Here is an 18,770-nt window from a genome sequence, read left to right on the forward strand (position 1 = left end):
TGGGTTTTGAAGAAAAAATACCGAAAGAATTGTTGTTAGTCCTTTTTGCAAAGGAAGCAAAAAAGGGACAACCTCTTTCGGACTTATTCAAACACTGGAAAGTAGTAAAGAAATGGCATGATGACCTCCTAAAAAAGATGAAAAAAATAAAAATGAATGTAAAACACTGTTTTTTACAAGATTTTATTGTTTCCGATCTCTCGTTTACTAGCGAAATAGAGTTTCCTTTTTAACTTTATGGAATAAAAACCTTTAAGCTTGTTTTTCTGCACAGACACTTCGGTGTGAAAATTCCGATAGAAGGATTGCTGTGTGGGAGTTCAGGTAGTTCTGGTAACTCCAGCCCCTTGGTGTGCTCTTCGGAGACCGAAAGACTTGGGTGGCTTTAGCAACTAGACCCCCACCAGCGAAGGGTCGGGCAAAACCTTGTTTTGTTCCCTACTTCATAAAACCTACGATTTGTTATGTTTTTATATAACATGTTATGGTTTTGAAGGAGCTGGATAACGATACAAAGAAGGAAGCCAAGAACACCCTAAAGGAAACAAACGATAATCTACAAGATATGAAGAAGGATGAATTAGACAACAAAAATCCTTAAAAGGGAGTTTGGATCCTTTTATCAAAGGGTAATAGACTTATAGAACCAAAAAACAAAGATAACGAAGACATCAATATGAACAAAGATAAGGTAAAAGGAAGTCTTAGTCAGCTGAAGGGTGAGGCAAAAGAGCAATTGGGTAAACTAACCAATGACCCTTCAACGGAAATAGAAGGAAAACTGGATAAAGGAAAGGAAAAATTGTTGTAATCGATTAAATCGTTCATTTCTCTTTGAACTTTATATGGTCGTTCGCGGCATGGTAATGTGCGCAATTAAACTTAGAGAAATACAAGATGAAAACTAAAAAATTTTAGGAGGAGTTAATGATGACACAAAATCAAAATAGTAAAGTTGTATTGGAGCCAGAAGCACAAAAGTTCGTAGAGGACACGGCTAATCCGCCGTATCTGTTTGATCTTGGTCCAGAGAAGGGCCGGGAAACTGTAGATGAAGTACAGTCCGGAGAGGTTAGTAAGCTGCCGGTTGAGGTAGAAGAACTTACCATTGAGGGAGAAACAACTGGACCTGTATCCATTAAAATTTTGCGTCCTGAAAACGCCCCAGAAAATCTCCCTGTCATTCTTTATACACATGGTGCAGGCTGGGTTTTCGGAAACGCACACACACATGATCGTTTAGTTCGGGAACTTGCTGTTGGATCACAATCAGCGGTCGTGTTCACTAATTATAGTCTTTCGCCAGAAGCCAAATATCCAATTGCTATAGAAGAGGTCTATACGGCCTTGGAATGGATTGCTAAAGAAGGCCAAAATCACGGGATGGATTCAAGTAACATTACAGTAGCAGGTGACAGTGTTGGAGGAAATATGTCCGCAGCTATAACGCTAATGACCAAAGAGCGAAAAGGCCCAGCTATACGCAAGCAATTACTTTTCTACCCTGTAACGGATGCTTCATTTGATACGGAATCATACAAAGAATTTGCTACCGGATATTTTCTACGTCGGGATGGGATGAAGTGGTTCTGGGAACAGTATACTTCCGATCCACAGCAGAGAGCTGAAATTACTGCATCTCCACTTCGGGCAACAACGGAACAATTAAAGGGACTTCCTGAAGCTTTAATTATCACAGCAGAAGCCGACGTTTTGCGCGACGAAGGAGAGGCATACGCCAACAAGCTTCGTGAGGCTGGAGTAAAGGTAACTGCTGTGCGTTTCCAGGGTATCATTCATGACTTTGTGATGCTTAACGATTTCGCAGACACTGAAGCAGCAAAAGGGGCCATGATGCTTGCGAACGCATGGCTACGTGAATAAAGGAAACATCCAAAAATTAGATTGCTGATAAAGCAGATGCAAATACCATTGGAATAAAAGAACAGGATCTAGGAACAAGTATTAAAAACAATTTCCAAAAAACAGGTGATAAATTGCGTAATAAAATGGAGGACATTGGACTTTCTAAAGAAGAAGGCTTGCCAATTTGACAAGCCTCTTTAATAGTACTTTATACAAAAGTAAATCTTTCTTTAGTCCAAAAAATGTTGAAAAAACTGTTTGAATTTTGGTTTATAAGATGAATTTCAGGGTGCATTTTTAGTAAATCGAAAGAAATTTGAGAGGAGATTACATATAATGAAGGTAATACGTTCTACATCCATAACTTATAAGGAGCCCCTTACTCTAAAAAAAATTTATCTCTTTTTAAAAAAAGTAACAGATTGCAAAACCAATCTCTTTTTAATTAAGAACGGTCTATTCACAAATATTGAATCTCTTACTGCATTAGTTTCCTTTTTCTTAACTCTAAAAAAGGGCGATACTTTTTTGTTTATTCTAGAAGGTGAAAGTGCTGATGTTCATAAAACTCTAGATACCATATCAAATTTATTAAATAATAAAGTCGATGAAACAAAAAATGGTTACAGTTATGCATAATTTTATCATCAATTTAATATTTTGGTGTCTTTAGTCCACTTATCCGCCCTACTAACTGCTACATTTTTTCGTCACCGTATTTTCCCCTTAAACCAATTTTAATAAAAAAAGTACCCAATTGCACTATACTTCAATTGGGTACTTTTTTTATAACTCGTTTTATTATTTAAATTTATGTACAATGAATTTATCCTTTAAGCATTAGGTTCTATTCCCAATACCTTTTAAAATAGCACGAAGAATAAAAACAACAGTAAACGCTTCTATAATCGCAGGTATAATCGTAAGTCCGGTCACAGCAAGATCCTACAATGTGCTAGATTTAAAATATACCTAACCATGCACTAAGAAAAATCAGGAACATGGTCCAATCATTAATTGCTAATCATCTTCTTGCTAGATATTTAGTTACCTATCAAACTAAAAGAATAAGTTAATTAAATAATTTGTATTAAAATAGTTCACCTACAATATAGGTTACATCGTTCCTTGTTTTCGTATACATTTCTAATTGATTCAACATTTCTTCGATAGAGCTAAAACTACTTAATAATTGTTTAATTGAAGGTATATTAAATCCATCTGTATGAACAATAAATTTAGATTTAAGTTCAATCACTTGTTAACCTAGTATAGGCATTTCTCTCGAGTGCCTTTCGTAATTTTTGAATAGCTCCTCTTTGAAGACGAGATACATGCATCTGTGAAATCCCCAAATACTCACCTATTTCTTTTTGACTTTTATTATCTATAAAAGTACAATGTATGACCTCTTTTTCTCTTTGTGATAAAACATGAAGAACACTTTGAAGCAAAAGCTTTTGATCAACTCTTTTGTAACCCTCCTCGTAGGATCCAACTCTGTCGAGTATAGTAACGGTGCTACCATCTGAATCAGCTTCCATTAAATTATCCACAGATAAAGCTTGATAACTTTTACCCATTTCCATCGTTTCTAATACTTCTTCTTCTGAAACATCTAGATAATCCGCAATTTCCTGTACCTTCGGTGAACTTTGATTTTGATTTGTAAGATAATCGACTGCTGTATTTATTTTAGGCCATAATTCTTTTATCCTTCTAGGTACATGTACACTCCAAGTTTTATCCCTTAGAAAACGCTTGATTCCTCCGATAATAGTAGGTATTAAAAACGCTTCAAATGAATTTCCAACGTCCGGATCATATCTTCTTATTGCTCCTAATAGCCCGATCATTCCTACTTGTTTTAGATCCTCATGAAAACTTCTGCCTTTTGAATATTTTTTAGCAAGGTTCTCAACTAGTGAAGAGTAATATTCCACTAATATAATTTGAGCTGATTTACTCTCCGTACGCTGAAAATCTAAGATAAGTTCATTAATTTCTTCCTTAGTTCGTTTCATTATTCGAGATGGTTGTGTCATGATTTACACGCTCCCCATTTAAATACTTAACCATGAAGACCGTTACTCCGGAATTATTTAATACACGGACTTCATCCATGAGCGTTTCTATCAAATATAGACCCAAACCTCCCTCAGAGAGTTGGTCGATAGTACTTGATGCAGAGTATGGACCTAGTTTGCGCTTTGTCTGTTCAAAATTAAAACTTTTTCCATTATCAGCTATCATGATCTCAAGCTTGTCTTTATAAAGACCAAAACCTATAACAATTTCCCCACCTTCTTCGCTCTTATACGAATGCTGTACAGCATTCGTACATGCTTCACTTATAGCAATCTTTAAATCTTCAATGTCATCATAGGTATAGCCCATTCTACTGGCAATTCCCGATAATGTTAATCGTATAATACCAACATATTCAGGCTTAGCTGGAATCTCCATTTCAATATAATCAACAAATTGGTTCATTGTACACCACCCTCTGACTTAGAAGAAATATCTATAATGTTATTTAGCCCAGTAATTTGAAAAAGTCGTTCCAATCGTTCTGATAAGTCAACCAGCTTGAATTGGCCGTTATTTTGATTTATTTGTTTGAATAAACCAACGAATACACCTAAACCAGTGCTATCCATATAAGATACACCTTTTAAACTGACGATAAGTGAATGATTTTGCTTATCAACAAATGGCAATAATTCCTCTTTTAACTTTGGAGCAGTAAATAAATCTATTTCTCCTTTGACAGAAACAAACGTTCTTTCATCATTGTGATTCTTATCTATTCTTATATCCATCAATTATCACCTCAAAAAATAACTTTTAAGCTATTTAAATACTTACCCGTATCACTTGAACACTAAACCTTTCATTTCAAAATAATAAATATAAAATCATCCCTAAGTTGGAAATCCTGGATTTTTTAAAAATTACGATAAAGTGAGACTTCCATCAATAGGGTTTTTCTTCATCCCCCACTGATGGTTAGCGAGACTTATCACGCTCTCAAAACGCCACATCCTGTGGCTTCGCCTGACTTGAACGTCCTGTCCTTCGTCGGATCTTTACGGGCAGTTATCTCCCACTTATCTTCTTTGCTTCTCTTGAATCTTGAAGTGGGAGTTTTACTGCCCGTTAAGGTGGGATAAAGAAATGAAGTGGAGGAAAAGCCATTTTCAATGCAGGAAGAAGATAGAAGAGGTGATAAACGAATTTATACGGCTAATAAACTGCAATAAGAGAATCAAAACTCATCGTACTGACCCACTCGAAGGTACTTATTTAGTTTGTGCTTTTCATAATTAAACTAAGGGGCTGTCTCTTATGGGACAACCCCTTAGTTTCTTTTGGCCACTTTATCAAAACATCCTTAACAATGCGCTTATTCTATTTAATCTTTAAAAAAGTGGAAATGCTAGAAATGATGTTTTCGAAACAGCTAAAATAAAATTGTTTAGTAATCTTAATTAAATTATTTTTAGACTAATTTTCATTTAATAGGTGTTTCTACTCTTCAGCTTTATATCATTCAACTAACATTGGCAAAAGACAAATTACTCTAACGATTGCCGAACCGTGTCTACTTGGTGATTCATATCCATTTGTTTATCTGTTCGATGATCAATGCTAATGTTGGTGATGACCCGCTGTACCTCACTCGATATGGCTTCTTGATGCATGTCTCTCGCAACTTCCCATAATTGGTCGATATCTCCTTCCACCACTGTTGCAGTAGGTGTCAACTGATATTTTAATCCCTTTTCCTTGATCTTACGTACAGCATTGGTAACATCTGAACTGAAACTAGTAGAATCCGTTCCAACAGGTGTGACGCTAATTTCTAATAAAGGCATAGTTTTCACTCCTCTGTTATTTTGAACGTTAAGAATGCTCAATAAGTGACCAATGTATCTCTGTTTTGAAAAAGGGGAATTGAAAAGAAACAAAATGCAGTGTTTCTCCATTCGTAGACTATATCTTTATAGCTACCTATAAAACTGGGAAACACAGTTCTAAAAAACAGCTTTCCACATTAATTCTTCTCCATACTTATCTTTTTACCACTTACAATCAGGATAATTTATCCTTTACTTTCCCAATACCTTCCTTTAACTTACCTTTCACTTTATCCATTTTCCCTTCCGCTTCTTTTGATGGATTATCTGTTAATCTACCCCATTGCCCTTTTGCTTCACCTTTCATTTGATCCAGACTTCCTCTTAATTTATCCTTGTTCATTTTGTTAACATCCTCCTTGTAATTGTTTTTTTGTTTCTATTCGTTCTTTACCCTAAGAGGAATCTCTTAAACCTTTCTCTTCTATTAAAGAATTATCCTTTACAAGAAAAGTTCATATAAAGTGAGACTTCCATCAGTGGGGGTTTTCTTCATCCCCCACTGATGGTTAGCGAGACTTATCGGATCTTTACGGGCAGTTATCTCCCTCTTCTCTTCTCTCGAATCTTGAAGTGCGAGTTTTACTGCCCGTTAAGGTGGATAAACTTTTTACAATTTATCGGATCATTCTAGAATAATACTTAAATTCCGACAAACATTTGTCCACTGCTGTGTGAAACAAGTTCCTGTTGTTCTCTCTACCCTTGTAGAGAGATCGATTTAAAATTGCAAAAAATCCAGAAAATTAGTTGAGGTGTAATACACCCCAACCTACCTTCTATCACTGCATTTTCTCATTATAAAAATCCACTGAATACATAGCTCCTTCACTAACCATATTATTGTCTGCTACATCTTCTGGATGAGGATTTCCTCCCTTTTCGATCGGGAGATTATTATTTTTATCGAAATAAGAAGGTTTAATTTTACGTTTCCATTCTCTAAGTATGTTTTCAGCTTTTATTCTGTTCGGTTTAGACGATAACCACATCGCAGCAGATGCCCCAATTCCTAAAACTATTATTGATTTCAAACGTAAAACTCTTTTCATAACAAGACCCCCTTTAGATTTTAAACAATCTCTTAAAATAGCAGTTATTTTAACTCAATTCAACTACAGTTCTATTTTTATTAATACCCTATTTTTTCCGTATAAAACAAAGTTTTCTAAGTTTCATTTATTCAATAATCGGGAATTTAGATAAAAAGACTTTCAAAAAAAGGAGATAATATGGAGAAATCTATCATCCCTAAAAATTGGAAATGGTATCAATTTAAGAAAAACGAGATTAATAGAATAAAACAGATTATCGAAAATGATAACTACTCCTTCAATAAAAAATGGCTAGATCAGGTAGGAAAAAATGGAACAAATTGTTTAAGAATAGAAATACTTGATAATGAGAAAAAAATTGTGAGTGGTTCCCTTATTTACAAGCAAAGTGTTGAGGAAGAACGAGATTATAAAATCTTTCATTTTTATGTAACGAATGATCAATTCATTACAGTCGATCTTGAGTTGTCTTCCCTTAAACATATCAATTATGAATTAATGCTTCGACAAATCGATAGGACTGAAAACGCGGTTGATGGATTTTTAATTTTTCTTGGAGAACTTATGAATGAATTGTTAGTTGAGATTGATGAGTTTGAGGAGGCACTTAAAACACTAATATGGGGTGTCTTTAAAAAGAATGATACTAGCATTCTCGATAAAATCTATAAGCGTAGGCATGAACTATTAGTTTGGAAAAATCTTTTAATTCCAATAAAGGAGTTAAAAATGGGGATAGAGGAAGTCTATCTTGATGAAGTAAGTAAGGGAAAAATCTTTACTTGTACGTGCAAACGAATTGAACGAGCTATGACACTGCTCAACGAATATGAATATGAAATTGATTCGATCATTAATTTAGAAGAAGTGATCTCCTCCCATCGTGGAAATGAAATTATGAAAACCTTAACCGTAATAACAACGGTCTTCACCCCAATAATGGCTTTAGGATCATTATGGGGAATGAATTTCAAGCATATGCCAGAACTGGAATGGAAGTTTGGCTATTTACTGTCATTAATTCTGATCGTTGTCTCAACGCTCGTACTTTATGGGTTTTTGAAAATTAAAGGCTGGACTGGTGACCTTTTAAAAGGTAAAAAGAATGGATCATTTTTCAAATGAATGGAGGCTTATTTATTAGAAGAGATTAAGAAAAATAATTTAAAGTGATCTTTGATTTTAAAACAAATTAATAGTTTCTTAATAAACATACCTTATAAGAATCTAAATTTATTTATGTATATGATCTTGTGGAATTTAGTTAATTTCTAAAACGGACTTTAGGAAATAATGACTCTTTTGTTTAGTTACATTTATAAAAGGGTAAAAACTTCGTAAAGCTACTAATAGTTTAAAAGGAGGAACTAATGATGGATATTAATTGGAAAAACAATTTTGTAGTAGGTGGATTGGCTGTTGCATTAACATTTGGTGGATTAACAGGGTGTGGTGATGGAATAGATCAGGATAACGGTGTTAGTGATGGACAACAAAAAGATGAGATAGATAACGATACACAGATGAAAGCCAAGAAGGACGCAGAAGAAGCAGAAAAGAAAGCACAGGAAACTGCCAAGAAAGCAGAAGAAAAATTAAAAGAAGCTCAGAAGGAAGTAGAGAACAAATTGGAAAATCACAGTATTGGTGATGGAGTAGATCAAGATAATGATCCTAGTGATGGAAAACAAAAGGATGAAGTAGATGACAAGAATAAAAATCCCGAAACGAACTAATAGAAGGAGTTTTACATAGTAATAAATAGGAATTTCTTAACCCTACTCTTGTCTACCAAAAAACTTTAATTGACTGAATGATAGTGAATGAATAATCCATAGCTTCTATTAGCTAGTAGTTCGTAATATGAACAATACTCTTCAAAACCTTTGCTTAATGGATATCTATTGAAAGAAAATTCTTTCTGTACATGATATAGCAAAAGCCAACATTATTTTCTTAATGTTGGCTTTTGCTATATTATCTTTATACGACTTTATTATTTTTCAAATAACTTTATTATTCCGTAACACTTAGCATACGGTATCAAAACCTAATCGTAATAAATCATAAAATGAGACTTCCATCAGTGGGGGTTTTCTTCATCCCCCACTGATGGTTAGTGAGACTTATAACGCTCAGGAACGCCACATCCTGTGGCTTCGCCTGACTTGAACGTCAATCGTTCGTCGGATCTTTACGGGCAGTTATCTCCCACTTATCTTCTTTGCTTCTCTCGAATCTTGAAGTCGGAGTTTTACTGCCCGTTAAGGTGGGATTAAAAATAATCTTAGTATATTTTTACTTTTTGTTCCATAAACGCTCTCTTTAATGAAAGAAGACAATTTCGGGTGAGAGTATAAATATTCCTAACAAATCCCCCTCTATCATTATCAAAACTAACCTATATAAGTGAAATTCTGGAATAATCGTTAATCTCCTTCTTCCATTTAACACTGTCTCATATTCAACTAAAGCACTCAGTTAGTCTCGCTTTATAGGTTGAGGTAATTTCAGGTGGTTCAAATTAAATCAAGAATATTCCACATTCACTAAGCCCATTTTTGCAGGTTTACACAAAGTTGTCGATAGGCGTCTGATTCTTGATTCATTCCCTTCTCCCGATAGATTTTAGCTAACCATTGTAGCGGTTTTGGATCGGTTGGTTTTAGTTCCATTTCCCAGTCAAAACATTCAATCGCTTTATCCATCTGCCTAAATTCATAATATAACTCACCAAGAGTTTGCATGTCGTCTAGTTCATCACTAATCGCTTGCATCGTATCAATTTTTCCAAACACCTGAAGATTACCATGAATTTCTTTAATTGGCTTGATCCAGTCTTTAATATAAGCTAAATCATGTGTTTTTAGTAATGAAATGACATATAGATTTAGAAGCTTTTCTGCATTTTTGGGGAATAGGACCATAACAGATTTCAATAGGGATATAAGCTTTTCTGGCTGCAATGAATTCGTTTTTGTATCAAGATGATCTAACATATCTCCGAAGGTATGGACTTGTTCGTCACTAAGTTTGAAGTCACGGTTATTCATCATATCTAAAACCCACTCCATTTTGTGGATTCTAATGTAATTCGTAAATAAATCTTGCTGTAAAGGAAGGAAGTCAGGTAATTGGCTGGCTAACTTTTCTAAAATGTACGCAGCTTCATTTTCATTTAAATGCTGTTCGAGAAGTTTTATTAGAGGTCTGTAGTAATCAGTTGAAGGGGTTACTGTTAATTTATCACTTAACAAAGCAATTAAATCGATCCATCGGGACTGCTTTTCTAAATGGGACACCAGTTTCTGAAAACATTGATCGTTTTCTTTTTGAGAATAGAGTGTTTTTTCAGCAAAGATTACATCTTTAGCAAATAACTCTTCAGACTTTTGGTTATAAAGAATCGCATACTTATGGAAACCTATGTCATTGGCGAGTGTTTTCACCAAACTATGCTTTGGTACAAAATCCATTAAAATACGGACAATTCGATATCCCAAAAACATTTGTCCATTACGACGATATTCATAATATTTCGATTTAATTTCATTAAACAATTGTTTTCTTGGAAAAAACGATTCAAAGAAGGTGAGAATGAATGCATTTTCTTGCGGAGTGTAAAGCGTCTCGAGTTTTTTTACTAATTGCTTAAAGCTAATAATGTGGCAAGGGTGATCGAAGGTAAGCAATAAATTGATAAACGGATGGGGAGCCATAAAAACCATACCTTTTTTAAAGGCGTGCTCAATGTATGATTGACGGCGCAGTTTTGTTGCCTTTACTGCGGTAAGGAAACGGTATTGATAAAAGAAAAGATAATAAACTTCATTACTTTCACTAAACGCCTCGATAATTTCCCCTTGTAGATAGAATGAAACTCTTTCCGCATGTAATCTAATTGGCTTTTTATGATCATATAGTACGAAATGGTCTTGATTCATATTCTATCCCTCCTGTCATATTTACAATATAACACAGTGAAGAAGGAAATTCCTACCTAACAAGTAACCACTTTTCCTTCTCATATAACATACTTCTGACAAGCAGTTACTTTTTTCTCTCGTAAAAAGGTAACAACCTGATACTACTGGGTGATGTAACATGCTTTTCTTATAACCAATATGTTAAAATTTTAAAAATGAAATCATAGGAAAGAGGTGTCAGTAAATGCAATTGCTTCGGTTTGAATCCTCATGGGATAAGACACTGTCCGATAAAGACCGGGTCATGATTCAGCAATTTTTTTTAGAAACAAATGTGGCAAACGATGAAAGTATTCAATTTATCCCTTTAAGGCAAGCATTAAATTATAAAGGTGACTTATTAGTAACAGTGTTAATACATAATTTCAGTAAACAAATCCATCTATTCCAAGACAAAACACTACACTATTTGGAAAACAATAAAATTGTGGCAGAACATATCTTTACCCTTCCATCGTTAATCATTGAGTCAAAAACAAGTATGCCATGGACGTTTATTTTTCCTACCCATAGCTTGATTGGTCATTTAACATTAGAAAATGCTCGATTAGAATTAGTAGACATCACCAAATAAACTATAGATCTTTTCTATATCTTTAAACACAAAAATACTCCTCCCCATAATCATCGCAAGATATAGGGAGGAGTAGAAGTAAAAAGATAGATTTTGTCATAAAAATGCTTATCTTAATGTCTATATAATAGTAAATTTTTCCAATAAAAAAATTATTTATTTCTTCTGTAGCTAGATTAGCAACTGGGCATTTCCCTACCTCGAAATATAGATCCCAATTACTCATCCTTTTTATGACTCATATCCTTTACTCTTTTTACACGGTTAGTAACCTTGCATCCTACCAATCATATAATTGTTCTTAAACAACCATACTTAATAGTAAAACGAATCCAAGTCCTAAAACTGAGATAAGTGTATCAAGTACTGTCCAAGTTGCGAATGTTTCTTTCATCGTTAATCCAAAAGACTCTTTAACGATCCAGAAACCGGTATCATTTACGTGTGAAGTAACGATACTACCAGCGCCAGTTGCTAGTACTAATAAAATTCTAAGTTAACACCTGTCCCCTCTACCAGTGAGATAACTAAACCAGCTGTTGTTAATGCTGCCACTGTCGCAGAACCTTGTGCAACTCTAATTACTGCTGCGATTAACCAAGCTAAAAGTAATGGTGATGGTGATATTTATACTCTTCTTGATATTCTTATTCCTTATCCCCTTCTAAACTCATCTCACCATCAGGCAATTATTCAAATGCCATCATTTCAAGGATACATCTACATCTGCTTTAAAAACCAGTTTCATAAATTTCCCTATTAAGGAAAGAATACATTTGAATACAGACAAGGGGACCTTGATGATGGATTTTTTTAAACGAACGCGAACTATACAATACAACTTACCAAGCAGGAATAAAAATGAATCATTCGATAAATTCCCTGAAATACCACTGAAACCAGAGTTGGATAAAAATATAGAACTACTAAAATCTGCCTACACTAATTGTCCGGATGTCATATTTCGTGAATTTATCATCGCCGGTCAGATAAATGCCACCCTTCTGTACATAGATGGACTTTCGAATATTGAAGAAATTGATCAACATGTTCTAAAAACACTCATACAGATTGAAAACTTTGAGCAAGATAAATCTTTTGAGAGTGTGAAAAGGAATTTAGCTGTTTCCGATGTGAAAGAAATTTCCTCCCTGTCTGAGGTGTTTAAACAGATTTCCAGTGGCAATCCTGTCATTCTTATCGATAAACAAATAAGTGGGATTTCTTTAGGCTTGCCAATGTGGGATAAACGGGGAATTGAGGAACCTGCAGCTGAATCGGTTATTCGCGGGCCGAGGGAAGGCTTTGTAGAAACAATTAGAGTAAATACCTCGTTATTACGAAGAAAGATTCGCCATCCCTCATTAAAAATGAAGCAAATGAACATCGGGCGTTATACAGATACGCAAGTAATCATTGCTTATATTGAAGGAATCGCAAACAACACGTTAATCAAAGAGGTTACCGATCGGTTAGAACGAATTGAAATCGACGGTATTTTAGAAAGTGGATATATTGAGGAAATGATTGAGGATCATCCATTTTCTCCTTTCCCACAAATCTTAACAACAGAACGGCCGGATGTTGCTGCTGCCTGTCTTTTAGAAGGGCGTATTGTTATTTTAATTGACGGGACCCCCTTCTCACTTATTGCTCCGTGTACGTTTGCTAGTTTATTACAAGCACCGGAAGATTACTATAATCGGTTTTTAATGAGCAGTTTCATTCGTTGGCTGCGTTATTTATTCTTCCTTATTGCCTTGCTTGCACCATCAGCTTATGTTGCGATCTTAACGTATCACCAAGAAATGATCCCTACGTCGCTTTTCTTAACGATTGCACAAAGTCGCGAACAAATCCCATTTCCAGCATTGATTGAGGCGTTTATAATGGAAATCACGTTTGAAGCACTACGTGAAGCAGGTATACGACTGCCAAAACAAGTCGGTGCTGCTGTTAGTATTGTTGGAGCACTTGTTATAGGACAAGCTGCAACCGCGGCAGGTCTTGTCTCTTCCCCGATGGTTATGGTGGTGGCAATCACTGGCATAGCCTCGTTCTTAATACCAAGATATGCTGCTGGAATAGCCATTCGCATGCTACGCTTTCCAATTATGATTTTATCGGGAATGTTAGGATTATTAGGCGTTATGCTCGGTATTATCGTGATTGTCGTCCATCTTTGTACTTTGCGTTCTTTCGGAGTTCCATATTTGGATTCTACTTCTCTGCTTAAGCTTCGAAATTTAAAAGATGTGCTAATTCGCGCTCCTTGGTGGGCAATGGATACGCGTCCCGAGTCTACTGAATTAGGCAACTTACATCGTCAACCCTATGGTCAGAAACCCAACCCTAGTAAAGGTGGAGAGTAAGGATGAATTGTTTTAAATGGATGAAAAAAAAATCCATTTCCTTCATTCTCCTTCTTTTCTTTACAATGGTTTTCCTTGCAGGTTGCTGGGATCGAACAGAGGTGAATGATATTGCCCTAATCATGGCGGCTGGAATTGATAAGAGTGACGATGAAAAAATTGAACTCTCCGTCCAAGTATTTATCCCGAAACCGTCAGAGAGTGGGCAACAAGAAGGAATGGCAAGCGGAAGCAACAGTGCCCAAACTTTTGTTAAGTCAGCTGTAGGAATTACACTGGCAGATGCCATGTCCAGGCTTCAAGAGAAACTTACGAGGCAAATTTTTTGGGGACAAAACGAAGTATTAATTATTGGTGAGGAATTAGCAAAGTTAGGGTTAAGTGATCATATTGATTTTTGGATGAGGCATTCAGGTCCTCGCGTCCGTGCAGACGTTTTTATTGCAGAAGGAATGGCAAAGGAAGTTTTACAGTCGATACCTGAGCTGGAGCGGGACTCTGCAAAACAACTTCACGAATTGGTAAAGACAAATATAGGAGTAAAAGTAACGGTGAAAGATTTGTCGCAAATGTTATCAGGGGAGTCTGGTGCAGCGGTTCTTCCTTCGGTTGAAAAAATGCCATCTGAAAATTCAGATGTTCAAAACGGACAGGAAGTTCCATTTATAAAAGGCGCAGCCGTATTTAAAGGTGACAAGATGGTCGGGAAGTTAAATGATAACGTAACGAGAGGGATCCTTTGGCCAAGAAATGAAATAAAATCAGGTGTTATTACGACTTCTTTAGAAAATGAAAAGGGCTATGTGTCTTTAAATTTGTTAAGAAGCCAAAATCAATTGATCCCTCATATTACGAACGGAAAATGGAGCATCGTTGTTAAGACCAATGCCGATTTAGAAATTATTCAAAATACAACAAATCTTAATTCATTAAATCCAAAATTTTCAAAAGAAGTAAAACACAAAGTTGTTCAAGACATTGAGGAAAGGGAGAAATTAGCTTTATCGGAAGCTCAGAAAAATTTGAATGCGGACATTTTCGGCTTTGCAGAATCATTTCAACGGGAATATCCGGAGATATGGAAAAGGGAAAAAGGTGAATGGAACGAAATATTCCAAAATGTAGACGTTTCATTTGAAACAACAGTAAATATTAAAAGAACAGGCTTAGTCTCAGAGGAAGCAAGTAAACGAGGTGAAGAAAAATAAAGTGGGGAGCTATATTTGGGATCACGTCTCTATTGATGCTTATCATTTTTTATGAATGGCCGAAATTAAAGAAAGATCTACGGAAAGTAAAAGTTGTCTTTTTTACGCTAATTACGATTGGATGGTTGCTTGCTATACTACTCGTTTTATTCCCTACTCTACCGGGACCTAGTCAATTAATTGACAATATCTACTCACCTCTAGGTAGATTATTGGGAAATTGATAAATAGCTTCATTATCCCTTTAAGAAAAGCGCAAGCGCCTTGTTCAGCCTCGGGCAAATAAGACGCTAAGGAATAGAAGGTGTTCTTTGCCTTCAATTCCTTAGCGGCTGTAGACCCAAGAGGCAGTCAAGAACGCGACGTCTTGTCGCATTGACTGCACTTGCACGTCCTGTGCTTCGGGGCGCTTGCGCTGGACACCAAAACTACGATCAAAAAACTTATACTTTCTTATCTTTTAAGAAAAGGAATGAACCATAATGATTGAAAAAGGGAAGATATCCCCCTTCGAAATGGCACTAATTATGTATGCGACCGTTGTTGCAACGGCTATTCTTTACATTCCATTTATAACCGCACAATATGCGAAGCGTGATTTGTGGCTATCACCCATTTGGGCTTCGTTAAGTGGATTTTTGATCGTTTTTATCATGATTAAGCTTTATAAACTTTACCCAAAGAAAACGCTTATTGAATATAGTGAACTCATCGTTGGTCGAGCATTTGGAAAAATCATCGGATTCATCTACTTGTTCTTTCTTCTACACGATACTGCAATCGCTTTTAGGGAATACGGAGAATTCGTTGAAAGTGCCTTTTTGCATAAAACCCCGATGGTCATTGTTACTGGAAGTATTGCCCTCACTTGTGCTTTTGCAGTTCATGGGGGCTTAGAAGTTATCGGAAGATGTTCCTTGATTTTCTTACCAATTGTTGTGGTTCTTTACATCATGATCTATTTACTCCTTATTCCCGATTTGAACATAAAAAATATTTTTCCAATCATGGAGTACGGTTGGCTCCCTTCTGTTAAAGGCTCTCTTGCACCACATGCTTGGTTAAGTCAATTTTCATTGATGACTTTTCTGCTTCCTTTTTTAACAAACGAAAAAAAGGGAATGAAATGGGGTATGTTATCTGTAGTTGCGAGCGTAGTAACCATGGTATTTATTAATCTTGGAAATCTTTTTTTATTCGGAGGAATTATTACAAGCATTCAATTTCCTGTGTTTGAAGCGGCTAGATATATTAGCATCGGAACATTTTTTGAACATGTTGAATCCATTGTCATAGCTGTTTGGGTTCTTGGTGGCTTTGTACAGCTTTCTGCATTTTTTTATATGCTCGTCCTCGGCACTTCACAATGGCTGAAACTGCCTAGCTATAAGCCGATTATCTTACCATTTTGTTTTTTAATTATCCTGTTCTCAATTTGGTCCACACCGTCATTACAGGAGATGATTAAAAGTATGGGTACAACAACCCCTTTTTACTTTTTTACCGTTCAACTCCTCATTCCTTTCTTACTCTTATGTATTGCTCTATTCAGGAAAAAGATAGGTGTATCACAGCGGTAAAAGCGTTGCGTTTATGTAGATACATAGCTCCGTTTTGTAGAGAAATGCTAAAATTACATTAGTGATCATATGCACATTGGCAAGAAATTCATCAAACAGTACATAAAATCTTTGTCAAAGGCGAAAGACCCCTTTTGCATGAACGTACTAGGGGTCAAGAGCATCTACAAGATACCGCGACAATGACTAATCCCCCAAGTGAATCGCCTTTACTACTCACATTCACCGAAAATTCTCTTATAAGGTGCTGTATCCTTTACGTTAACTATCATTATCATGAAAGACTTTTTTACTTTACTTCACATCTAATGTTTTACTTTTATGCTTTTCTTCTACTTGTCTTAACGTATTCCAAATCGTGAATAAAGAGTACCCCAGCATCAACACACCCGGTATGATCATAAATAAAATACTTCCATTTGGAGATTGAGCAAAATGAAGGAAGTAACCAACATACGGAATCGTAAATCCATTGTATTCTGCTACGATATTTTCTGCTAATACAGGATTTGAATCTGGTGCATGATTATTATCCCCTTTGGTCGTATAGTGAACACCACTATCTGTTGAGATAACGTCTGAAATTCGGTGAGTAACTAATCGATTTTCTTCTGTAAAAGTAATCACATCACCCGTTTGAAAGGTAGCCTTCTCCTCTTCACCTATTGATTTTACAGCAATTATTGAACCTGTTTGAATACTAGTGTCATCTCACTTGTACAGAACATTAGTTCTTATTATATCATAGCAAGGAAAGTCTTGGCTATCGCCAACCGACATTCATCTCCCACTTATTTCGGGCTTCGCTCTGCACAAAATTGAAGTGGGAGTCTTCTGTCGGAAAATGATAAAAAGTTCTTGTTTTTCTGGTCCAGCTTTTATTATTGTTTTATTACCTTTTTCCAATTGTCTCCATATCCCTTCAAATAAGTTCTACTGTTAATGATAAACGAAAAAAAGACGTTCATTAAGTAATATTATCTTAATGAACGTCTTTTCTCTTCGAGTATTCACTTCCATGCGATTGTCGATAAAGTGAGACTTCCATCAGTGGGGGTTTTCTTCATCCCCCACTGATGGTTAACGAAACTTATCACGCTCAAAACGCCACATCCTGTGGCTTCGCCTGACTTGGACGTCCTGTCCTTCGTCGGACCTTTACGGGCAGTTATCTCCCACTTATCTTCTTTGCTTTTCTCGAATCTTGAAGTGGGAGTTTTACTGCCCGTTAAGGTGGGATAAAAGTGGAAATCTCATTACTATTGTTTTATTAAAGCCAGATTTATATCTTTTTAACAAATTCAGATTTTAATTTCATAGCCCCAAAACCATCAATTTTACAATCAATATCATGATCACCATCAACCAAACGGATATTTTTAACTTTTGTACCTATTTTTATAACCGATGAACTACCTTTTACTTTTAGGTCTTTGATTACAGTTACAGTATCACCATCAGTTAAGACAGCACCGTTTGAATCTTTAATAACCTTTTCATTTTCACTAGTTTCAGTCTCTAATTCTGTCGTCCACTCATAGCCACATTCTGGACATACAAAAAGACTTCCATCCTCGTAAGTGTATTCTGAATTACATTTTGGGCAATTAGGTAAATTCGACATACTTTCTCCTCCATTCATACTATTCATTCTAATTGATTAAAAAATATTCTCAAGTTCCTTTTCAACTTCACACTGATAATAATTTCCAACTTAAAATATCAATTGTGGAATGCTCCTAGATTACGGACTTCAAATTTTTGAAAAATACCATTCTTTGTTTTTGGGGAATTTTATGTAACAACGAGATGCCTTTTCGAAGCTAGATCTCATCTCCGCTATAATTGAATTTAACATTTGTTTACTCTAATGTTCGTAACTAATTATCAGTTGCTTCTTCTTTTTCACAATGTCTGCCAATCTCCAATAATCTCTAGCAGTTAGCTTATTCTCTTACACACCTTTACTTTTAGTATTACTTAAAAGACAAAATAAAAACCTAATCCCAGTTGGATTAGGTTTTTTACGTACATTAGAAAATTCAACCTCTGATCAACAGTTTCAAAAAACTGTGCAAAGTATGTAAATGATGAGCCATGAAGGACTCGAACCTTCGACCCTCTGATTAAAAGTCAGATGCTCTACCAACTGAGCTAATGGCTCATATTATAATGAGTATTACTATAATGAAGTAAGTGGTGCCGGCGA

Annotated in this window: 21 protein-coding genes, 1 tRNA gene and 2 pseudogenes; 12 read left to right on the forward strand and 12 right to left on the reverse strand. The window is 35.6% G+C overall.

All coding sequences use genetic code 11. The annotated features are described in order from the left end of the window. The 5 genes and pseudogenes from K9V48_RS23325 to K9V48_RS23345 all read left to right on the forward strand — a co-directional run. A partial coding sequence (locus K9V48_RS23325) for a hypothetical protein (protein WP_224141509.1) occupies positions 1–233 on the forward strand: 233 nt, incomplete at its 5' end. Positions 234–676: 443 nt separating this feature from the next. Further along, positions 677–811 carry a CsbD family protein gene (locus tag K9V48_RS23330; RefSeq protein WP_224141510.1) on the forward strand — a complete coding sequence of 45 codons (135 nt, stop codon included), beginning with the start codon at positions 677–679 and terminating at the stop codon, positions 809–811. Positions 812–930: 119 nt separating this feature from the next. After that, the gene (locus tag K9V48_RS23335; RefSeq protein WP_224141511.1) at positions 931–1,884 is read left to right on the forward strand and encodes an alpha/beta hydrolase; all 954 of its coding nucleotides are present in this window, start codon (positions 931–933) and stop codon (positions 1,882–1,884) included. A gap of 20 nt (positions 1,885–1,904) precedes the next feature. Continuing rightward, positions 1,905–2,039 (forward strand): annotated as a pseudogene (locus tag K9V48_RS23340) (general stress protein); the annotation flags it as partial. A 163-nt stretch (positions 2,040–2,202) separates the two neighbouring features. Next, positions 2,203–2,505, forward strand: coding sequence for a hypothetical protein (locus K9V48_RS23345; protein ID WP_224141512.1), 303 nt, complete (start codon positions 2,203–2,205; stop codon positions 2,503–2,505). A gap of 451 nt (positions 2,506–2,956) precedes the next feature. On the opposite strand, the gene K9V48_RS23350 is transcribed toward K9V48_RS23345, so the two are convergent. Genes K9V48_RS23350 through K9V48_RS23365 form a run of 4 tightly spaced genes read right to left on the reverse strand, consistent with a single transcriptional unit; the run spans position 2,957 to position 4,688 of the window. Beyond that, positions 2,957–3,124, reverse strand: a complete 168-nt coding sequence (locus K9V48_RS23350; protein ID WP_224141513.1) for a hypothetical protein — start codon at positions 3,122–3,124, stop codon at positions 2,957–2,959. After that, positions 3,117–3,911, reverse strand: a complete 795-nt coding sequence (gene sigB, locus K9V48_RS23355) for an RNA polymerase sigma factor SigB (protein WP_224141514.1) — start codon at positions 3,909–3,911, stop codon at positions 3,117–3,119. Before sigB ends, K9V48_RS23350 begins: the two co-directional genes overlap by 8 nt. Then, positions 3,877–4,359 (reverse strand): anti-sigma B factor RsbW, encoded by a 483-nt coding sequence (gene rsbW, locus K9V48_RS23360; protein ID WP_224141515.1) that lies wholly within the window; start codon positions 4,357–4,359, stop codon positions 3,877–3,879. The genes sigB and rsbW overlap by 35 nt, the downstream gene beginning before the upstream one ends. Then, on the reverse strand, positions 4,356–4,688 hold the full coding sequence (locus K9V48_RS23365; protein WP_224141516.1) for an anti-sigma factor antagonist: 333 nt from the start codon (positions 4,686–4,688) through the stop codon (positions 4,356–4,358). The genes rsbW and K9V48_RS23365 overlap by 4 nt, the downstream gene beginning before the upstream one ends. On the opposite strand from K9V48_RS23365, the gene K9V48_RS29750 reads away from it, so the two are divergent. Continuing rightward, positions 4,662–4,754, forward strand: coding sequence for a hypothetical protein (locus K9V48_RS29750; protein ID WP_224141517.1), 93 nt, complete (start codon positions 4,662–4,664; stop codon positions 4,752–4,754). The two genes, K9V48_RS23365 and K9V48_RS29750, sit on opposite strands and share 27 nt — an antisense overlap. Before the next feature lie 690 nt (positions 4,755–5,444). Here the strand turns inward: K9V48_RS29750 and K9V48_RS23375 are convergent. From K9V48_RS23375 to K9V48_RS23385, 3 genes are all read right to left on the reverse strand, one after another. Further along, a complete protein-coding gene (locus tag K9V48_RS23375) occupies positions 5,445–5,744 on the reverse strand; it encodes an MTH1187 family thiamine-binding protein (protein ID WP_224141518.1) in 300 nt (99 codons plus the stop codon). Between the two features lie 217 nt (positions 5,745–5,961). Beyond that, a complete protein-coding gene (locus tag K9V48_RS23380) occupies positions 5,962–6,129 on the reverse strand; it encodes a CsbD family protein (protein ID WP_224141519.1) in 168 nt (55 codons plus the stop codon). A 439-nt stretch (positions 6,130–6,568) separates the two neighbouring features. Further along, the gene (locus tag K9V48_RS23385; protein ID WP_224141520.1) at positions 6,569–6,838 is read right to left on the reverse strand and encodes a YbyB family protein; all 270 of its coding nucleotides are present in this window, start codon (positions 6,836–6,838) and stop codon (positions 6,569–6,571) included. Positions 6,839–7,018: 180 nt separating this feature from the next. Between K9V48_RS23385 and K9V48_RS23390 the strand changes: the two genes are divergently transcribed. Next, complete coding sequence (locus K9V48_RS23390; RefSeq protein WP_224141521.1) at positions 7,019–7,966, forward strand: magnesium transporter CorA family protein; 948 nt, start codon at positions 7,019–7,021, stop codon at positions 7,964–7,966. A 248-nt stretch (positions 7,967–8,214) separates the two neighbouring features. Beyond that, positions 8,215–8,577: a hypothetical protein gene (locus tag K9V48_RS23395; protein WP_224141522.1), complete on the forward strand. Its 363-nt coding sequence runs from the start codon at positions 8,215–8,217 to the stop codon at positions 8,575–8,577. A gap of 813 nt (positions 8,578–9,390) precedes the next feature. Here the strand turns inward: K9V48_RS23395 and K9V48_RS23400 are convergent. Continuing rightward, positions 9,391–10,785 carry a tetratricopeptide repeat protein gene (locus K9V48_RS23400; RefSeq protein ID WP_224141523.1) on the reverse strand — a complete coding sequence of 465 codons (1,395 nt, stop codon included), beginning with the start codon at positions 10,783–10,785 and terminating at the stop codon, positions 9,391–9,393. 226 nt (positions 10,786–11,011) lie between these two features. Here K9V48_RS23400 and K9V48_RS23405 point away from each other — a divergent pair, with 226 nt between their 5' ends. Next, entirely contained in the window at positions 11,012–11,401 is a 390-nt protein-coding gene (locus K9V48_RS23405) for an SLAP domain-containing protein (protein ID WP_224141524.1), read from the forward strand. Positions 11,402–11,702: 301 nt separating this feature from the next. Here the strand turns inward: K9V48_RS23405 and K9V48_RS23410 are convergent. Next, positions 11,703–12,019, reverse strand: a pseudogene (locus tag K9V48_RS23410) (GntT/GntP/DsdX family permease); the annotation flags it as partial. Between the two features lie 185 nt (positions 12,020–12,204). Here K9V48_RS23410 and K9V48_RS23415 point away from each other — a divergent pair. The 3 genes from K9V48_RS23415 to K9V48_RS23425 all read left to right on the forward strand — a co-directional run bounded on the left by K9V48_RS23415 (position 12,205) and on the right by K9V48_RS23425 (position 16,561). After that, positions 12,205–13,773 (forward strand): spore germination protein, encoded by a 1,569-nt coding sequence (locus K9V48_RS23415; protein WP_224141525.1) that lies wholly within the window; start codon positions 12,205–12,207, stop codon positions 13,771–13,773. A gap of 2 nt (positions 13,774–13,775) precedes the next feature. After that, positions 13,776–14,981, forward strand: a complete 1,206-nt coding sequence (locus K9V48_RS23420) for a Ger(x)C family spore germination protein (protein ID WP_224141526.1) — start codon at positions 13,776–13,778, stop codon at positions 14,979–14,981. A gap of 482 nt (positions 14,982–15,463) precedes the next feature. Next, on the forward strand, positions 15,464–16,561 hold the full coding sequence (locus K9V48_RS23425) for a GerAB/ArcD/ProY family transporter (protein ID WP_224141527.1): 1,098 nt from the start codon (positions 15,464–15,466) through the stop codon (positions 16,559–16,561). Between the two features lie 294 nt (positions 16,562–16,855). Here the strand turns inward: K9V48_RS23425 and K9V48_RS23430 are convergent, their stop codons facing one another. The 3 genes from K9V48_RS23430 to K9V48_RS23440 form a co-directional block, all read right to left on the reverse strand. Further along, positions 16,856–17,260 carry a signal peptidase I gene (locus K9V48_RS23430; protein WP_224141529.1) on the reverse strand — a complete coding sequence of 135 codons (405 nt, stop codon included), beginning with the start codon at positions 17,258–17,260 and terminating at the stop codon, positions 16,856–16,858. 583 nt (positions 17,261–17,843) lie between these two features. Next, positions 17,844–18,185, reverse strand: coding sequence for a zinc ribbon domain-containing protein YjdM (locus K9V48_RS23435; RefSeq protein WP_224141528.1), 342 nt, complete (start codon positions 18,183–18,185; stop codon positions 17,844–17,846). Positions 18,186–18,652: 467 nt separating this feature from the next. After that, positions 18,653–18,725, reverse strand: a tRNA-Lys gene (locus tag K9V48_RS23440). Between the last annotated feature and the right edge of the window lie 45 nt (positions 18,726–18,770).

The sequence above is a fragment of the Metabacillus rhizolycopersici genome (genome assembly GCF_020075705.1).

What these genes read in the sequence shown, in the direction of transcription:
- K9V48_RS23330 (WP_224141510.1), top strand. Translation starts at nt 677, where the DNA reads ATGAACAAAGATAAGGTAAAAGGAAGTCTTAGTCAGCTGAAGGGTGAG.
- K9V48_RS23335 (WP_224141511.1), top strand. Translation starts at nt 931, where the DNA reads ATGACACAAAATCAAAATAGTAAAGTTGTATTGGAGCCAGAAGCACAA.
- K9V48_RS23345 (WP_224141512.1), top strand. Translation starts at nt 2,203, where the DNA reads ATGAAGGTAATACGTTCTACATCCATAACTTATAAGGAGCCCCTTACT.
- sigB (WP_224141514.1), bottom strand. Translation starts at nt 3,911, where the DNA reads ATGACACAACCATCTCGAATAATGAAACGAACTAAGGAAGAAATTAAT.
- rsbW (WP_224141515.1), bottom strand. Translation starts at nt 4,359, where the DNA reads ATGAACCAATTTGTTGATTATATTGAAATGGAGATTCCAGCTAAGCCT.
- K9V48_RS23365 (WP_224141516.1), bottom strand. Translation starts at nt 4,688, where the DNA reads ATGGATATAAGAATAGATAAGAATCACAATGATGAAAGAACGTTTGTT.
- K9V48_RS23375 (WP_224141518.1), bottom strand. Translation starts at nt 5,744, where the DNA reads ATGCCTTTATTAGAAATTAGCGTCACACCTGTTGGAACGGATTCTACT.
- K9V48_RS23380 (WP_224141519.1), bottom strand. Translation starts at nt 6,129, where the DNA reads ATGAACAAGGATAAATTAAGAGGAAGTCTGGATCAAATGAAAGGTGAA.
- K9V48_RS23385 (WP_224141520.1), bottom strand. Translation starts at nt 6,838, where the DNA reads ATGAAAAGAGTTTTACGTTTGAAATCAATAATAGTTTTAGGAATTGGG.
- K9V48_RS23390 (WP_224141521.1), top strand. Translation starts at nt 7,019, where the DNA reads ATGGAGAAATCTATCATCCCTAAAAATTGGAAATGGTATCAATTTAAG.
- K9V48_RS23395 (WP_224141522.1), top strand. Translation starts at nt 8,215, where the DNA reads ATGGATATTAATTGGAAAAACAATTTTGTAGTAGGTGGATTGGCTGTT.
- K9V48_RS23400 (WP_224141523.1), bottom strand. Translation starts at nt 10,785, where the DNA reads ATGAATCAAGACCATTTCGTACTATATGATCATAAAAAGCCAATTAGA.
- K9V48_RS23405 (WP_224141524.1), top strand. Translation starts at nt 11,012, where the DNA reads ATGCAATTGCTTCGGTTTGAATCCTCATGGGATAAGACACTGTCCGAT.
- K9V48_RS23415 (WP_224141525.1), top strand. Translation starts at nt 12,205, where the DNA reads ATGGATTTTTTTAAACGAACGCGAACTATACAATACAACTTACCAAGC.
- K9V48_RS23420 (WP_224141526.1), top strand. Translation starts at nt 13,776, where the DNA reads ATGAATTGTTTTAAATGGATGAAAAAAAAATCCATTTCCTTCATTCTC.
- K9V48_RS23425 (WP_224141527.1), top strand. Translation starts at nt 15,464, where the DNA reads ATGATTGAAAAAGGGAAGATATCCCCCTTCGAAATGGCACTAATTATG.
- K9V48_RS23435 (WP_224141528.1), bottom strand. Translation starts at nt 18,185, where the DNA reads ATGTCGAATTTACCTAATTGCCCAAAATGTAATTCAGAATACACTTAC.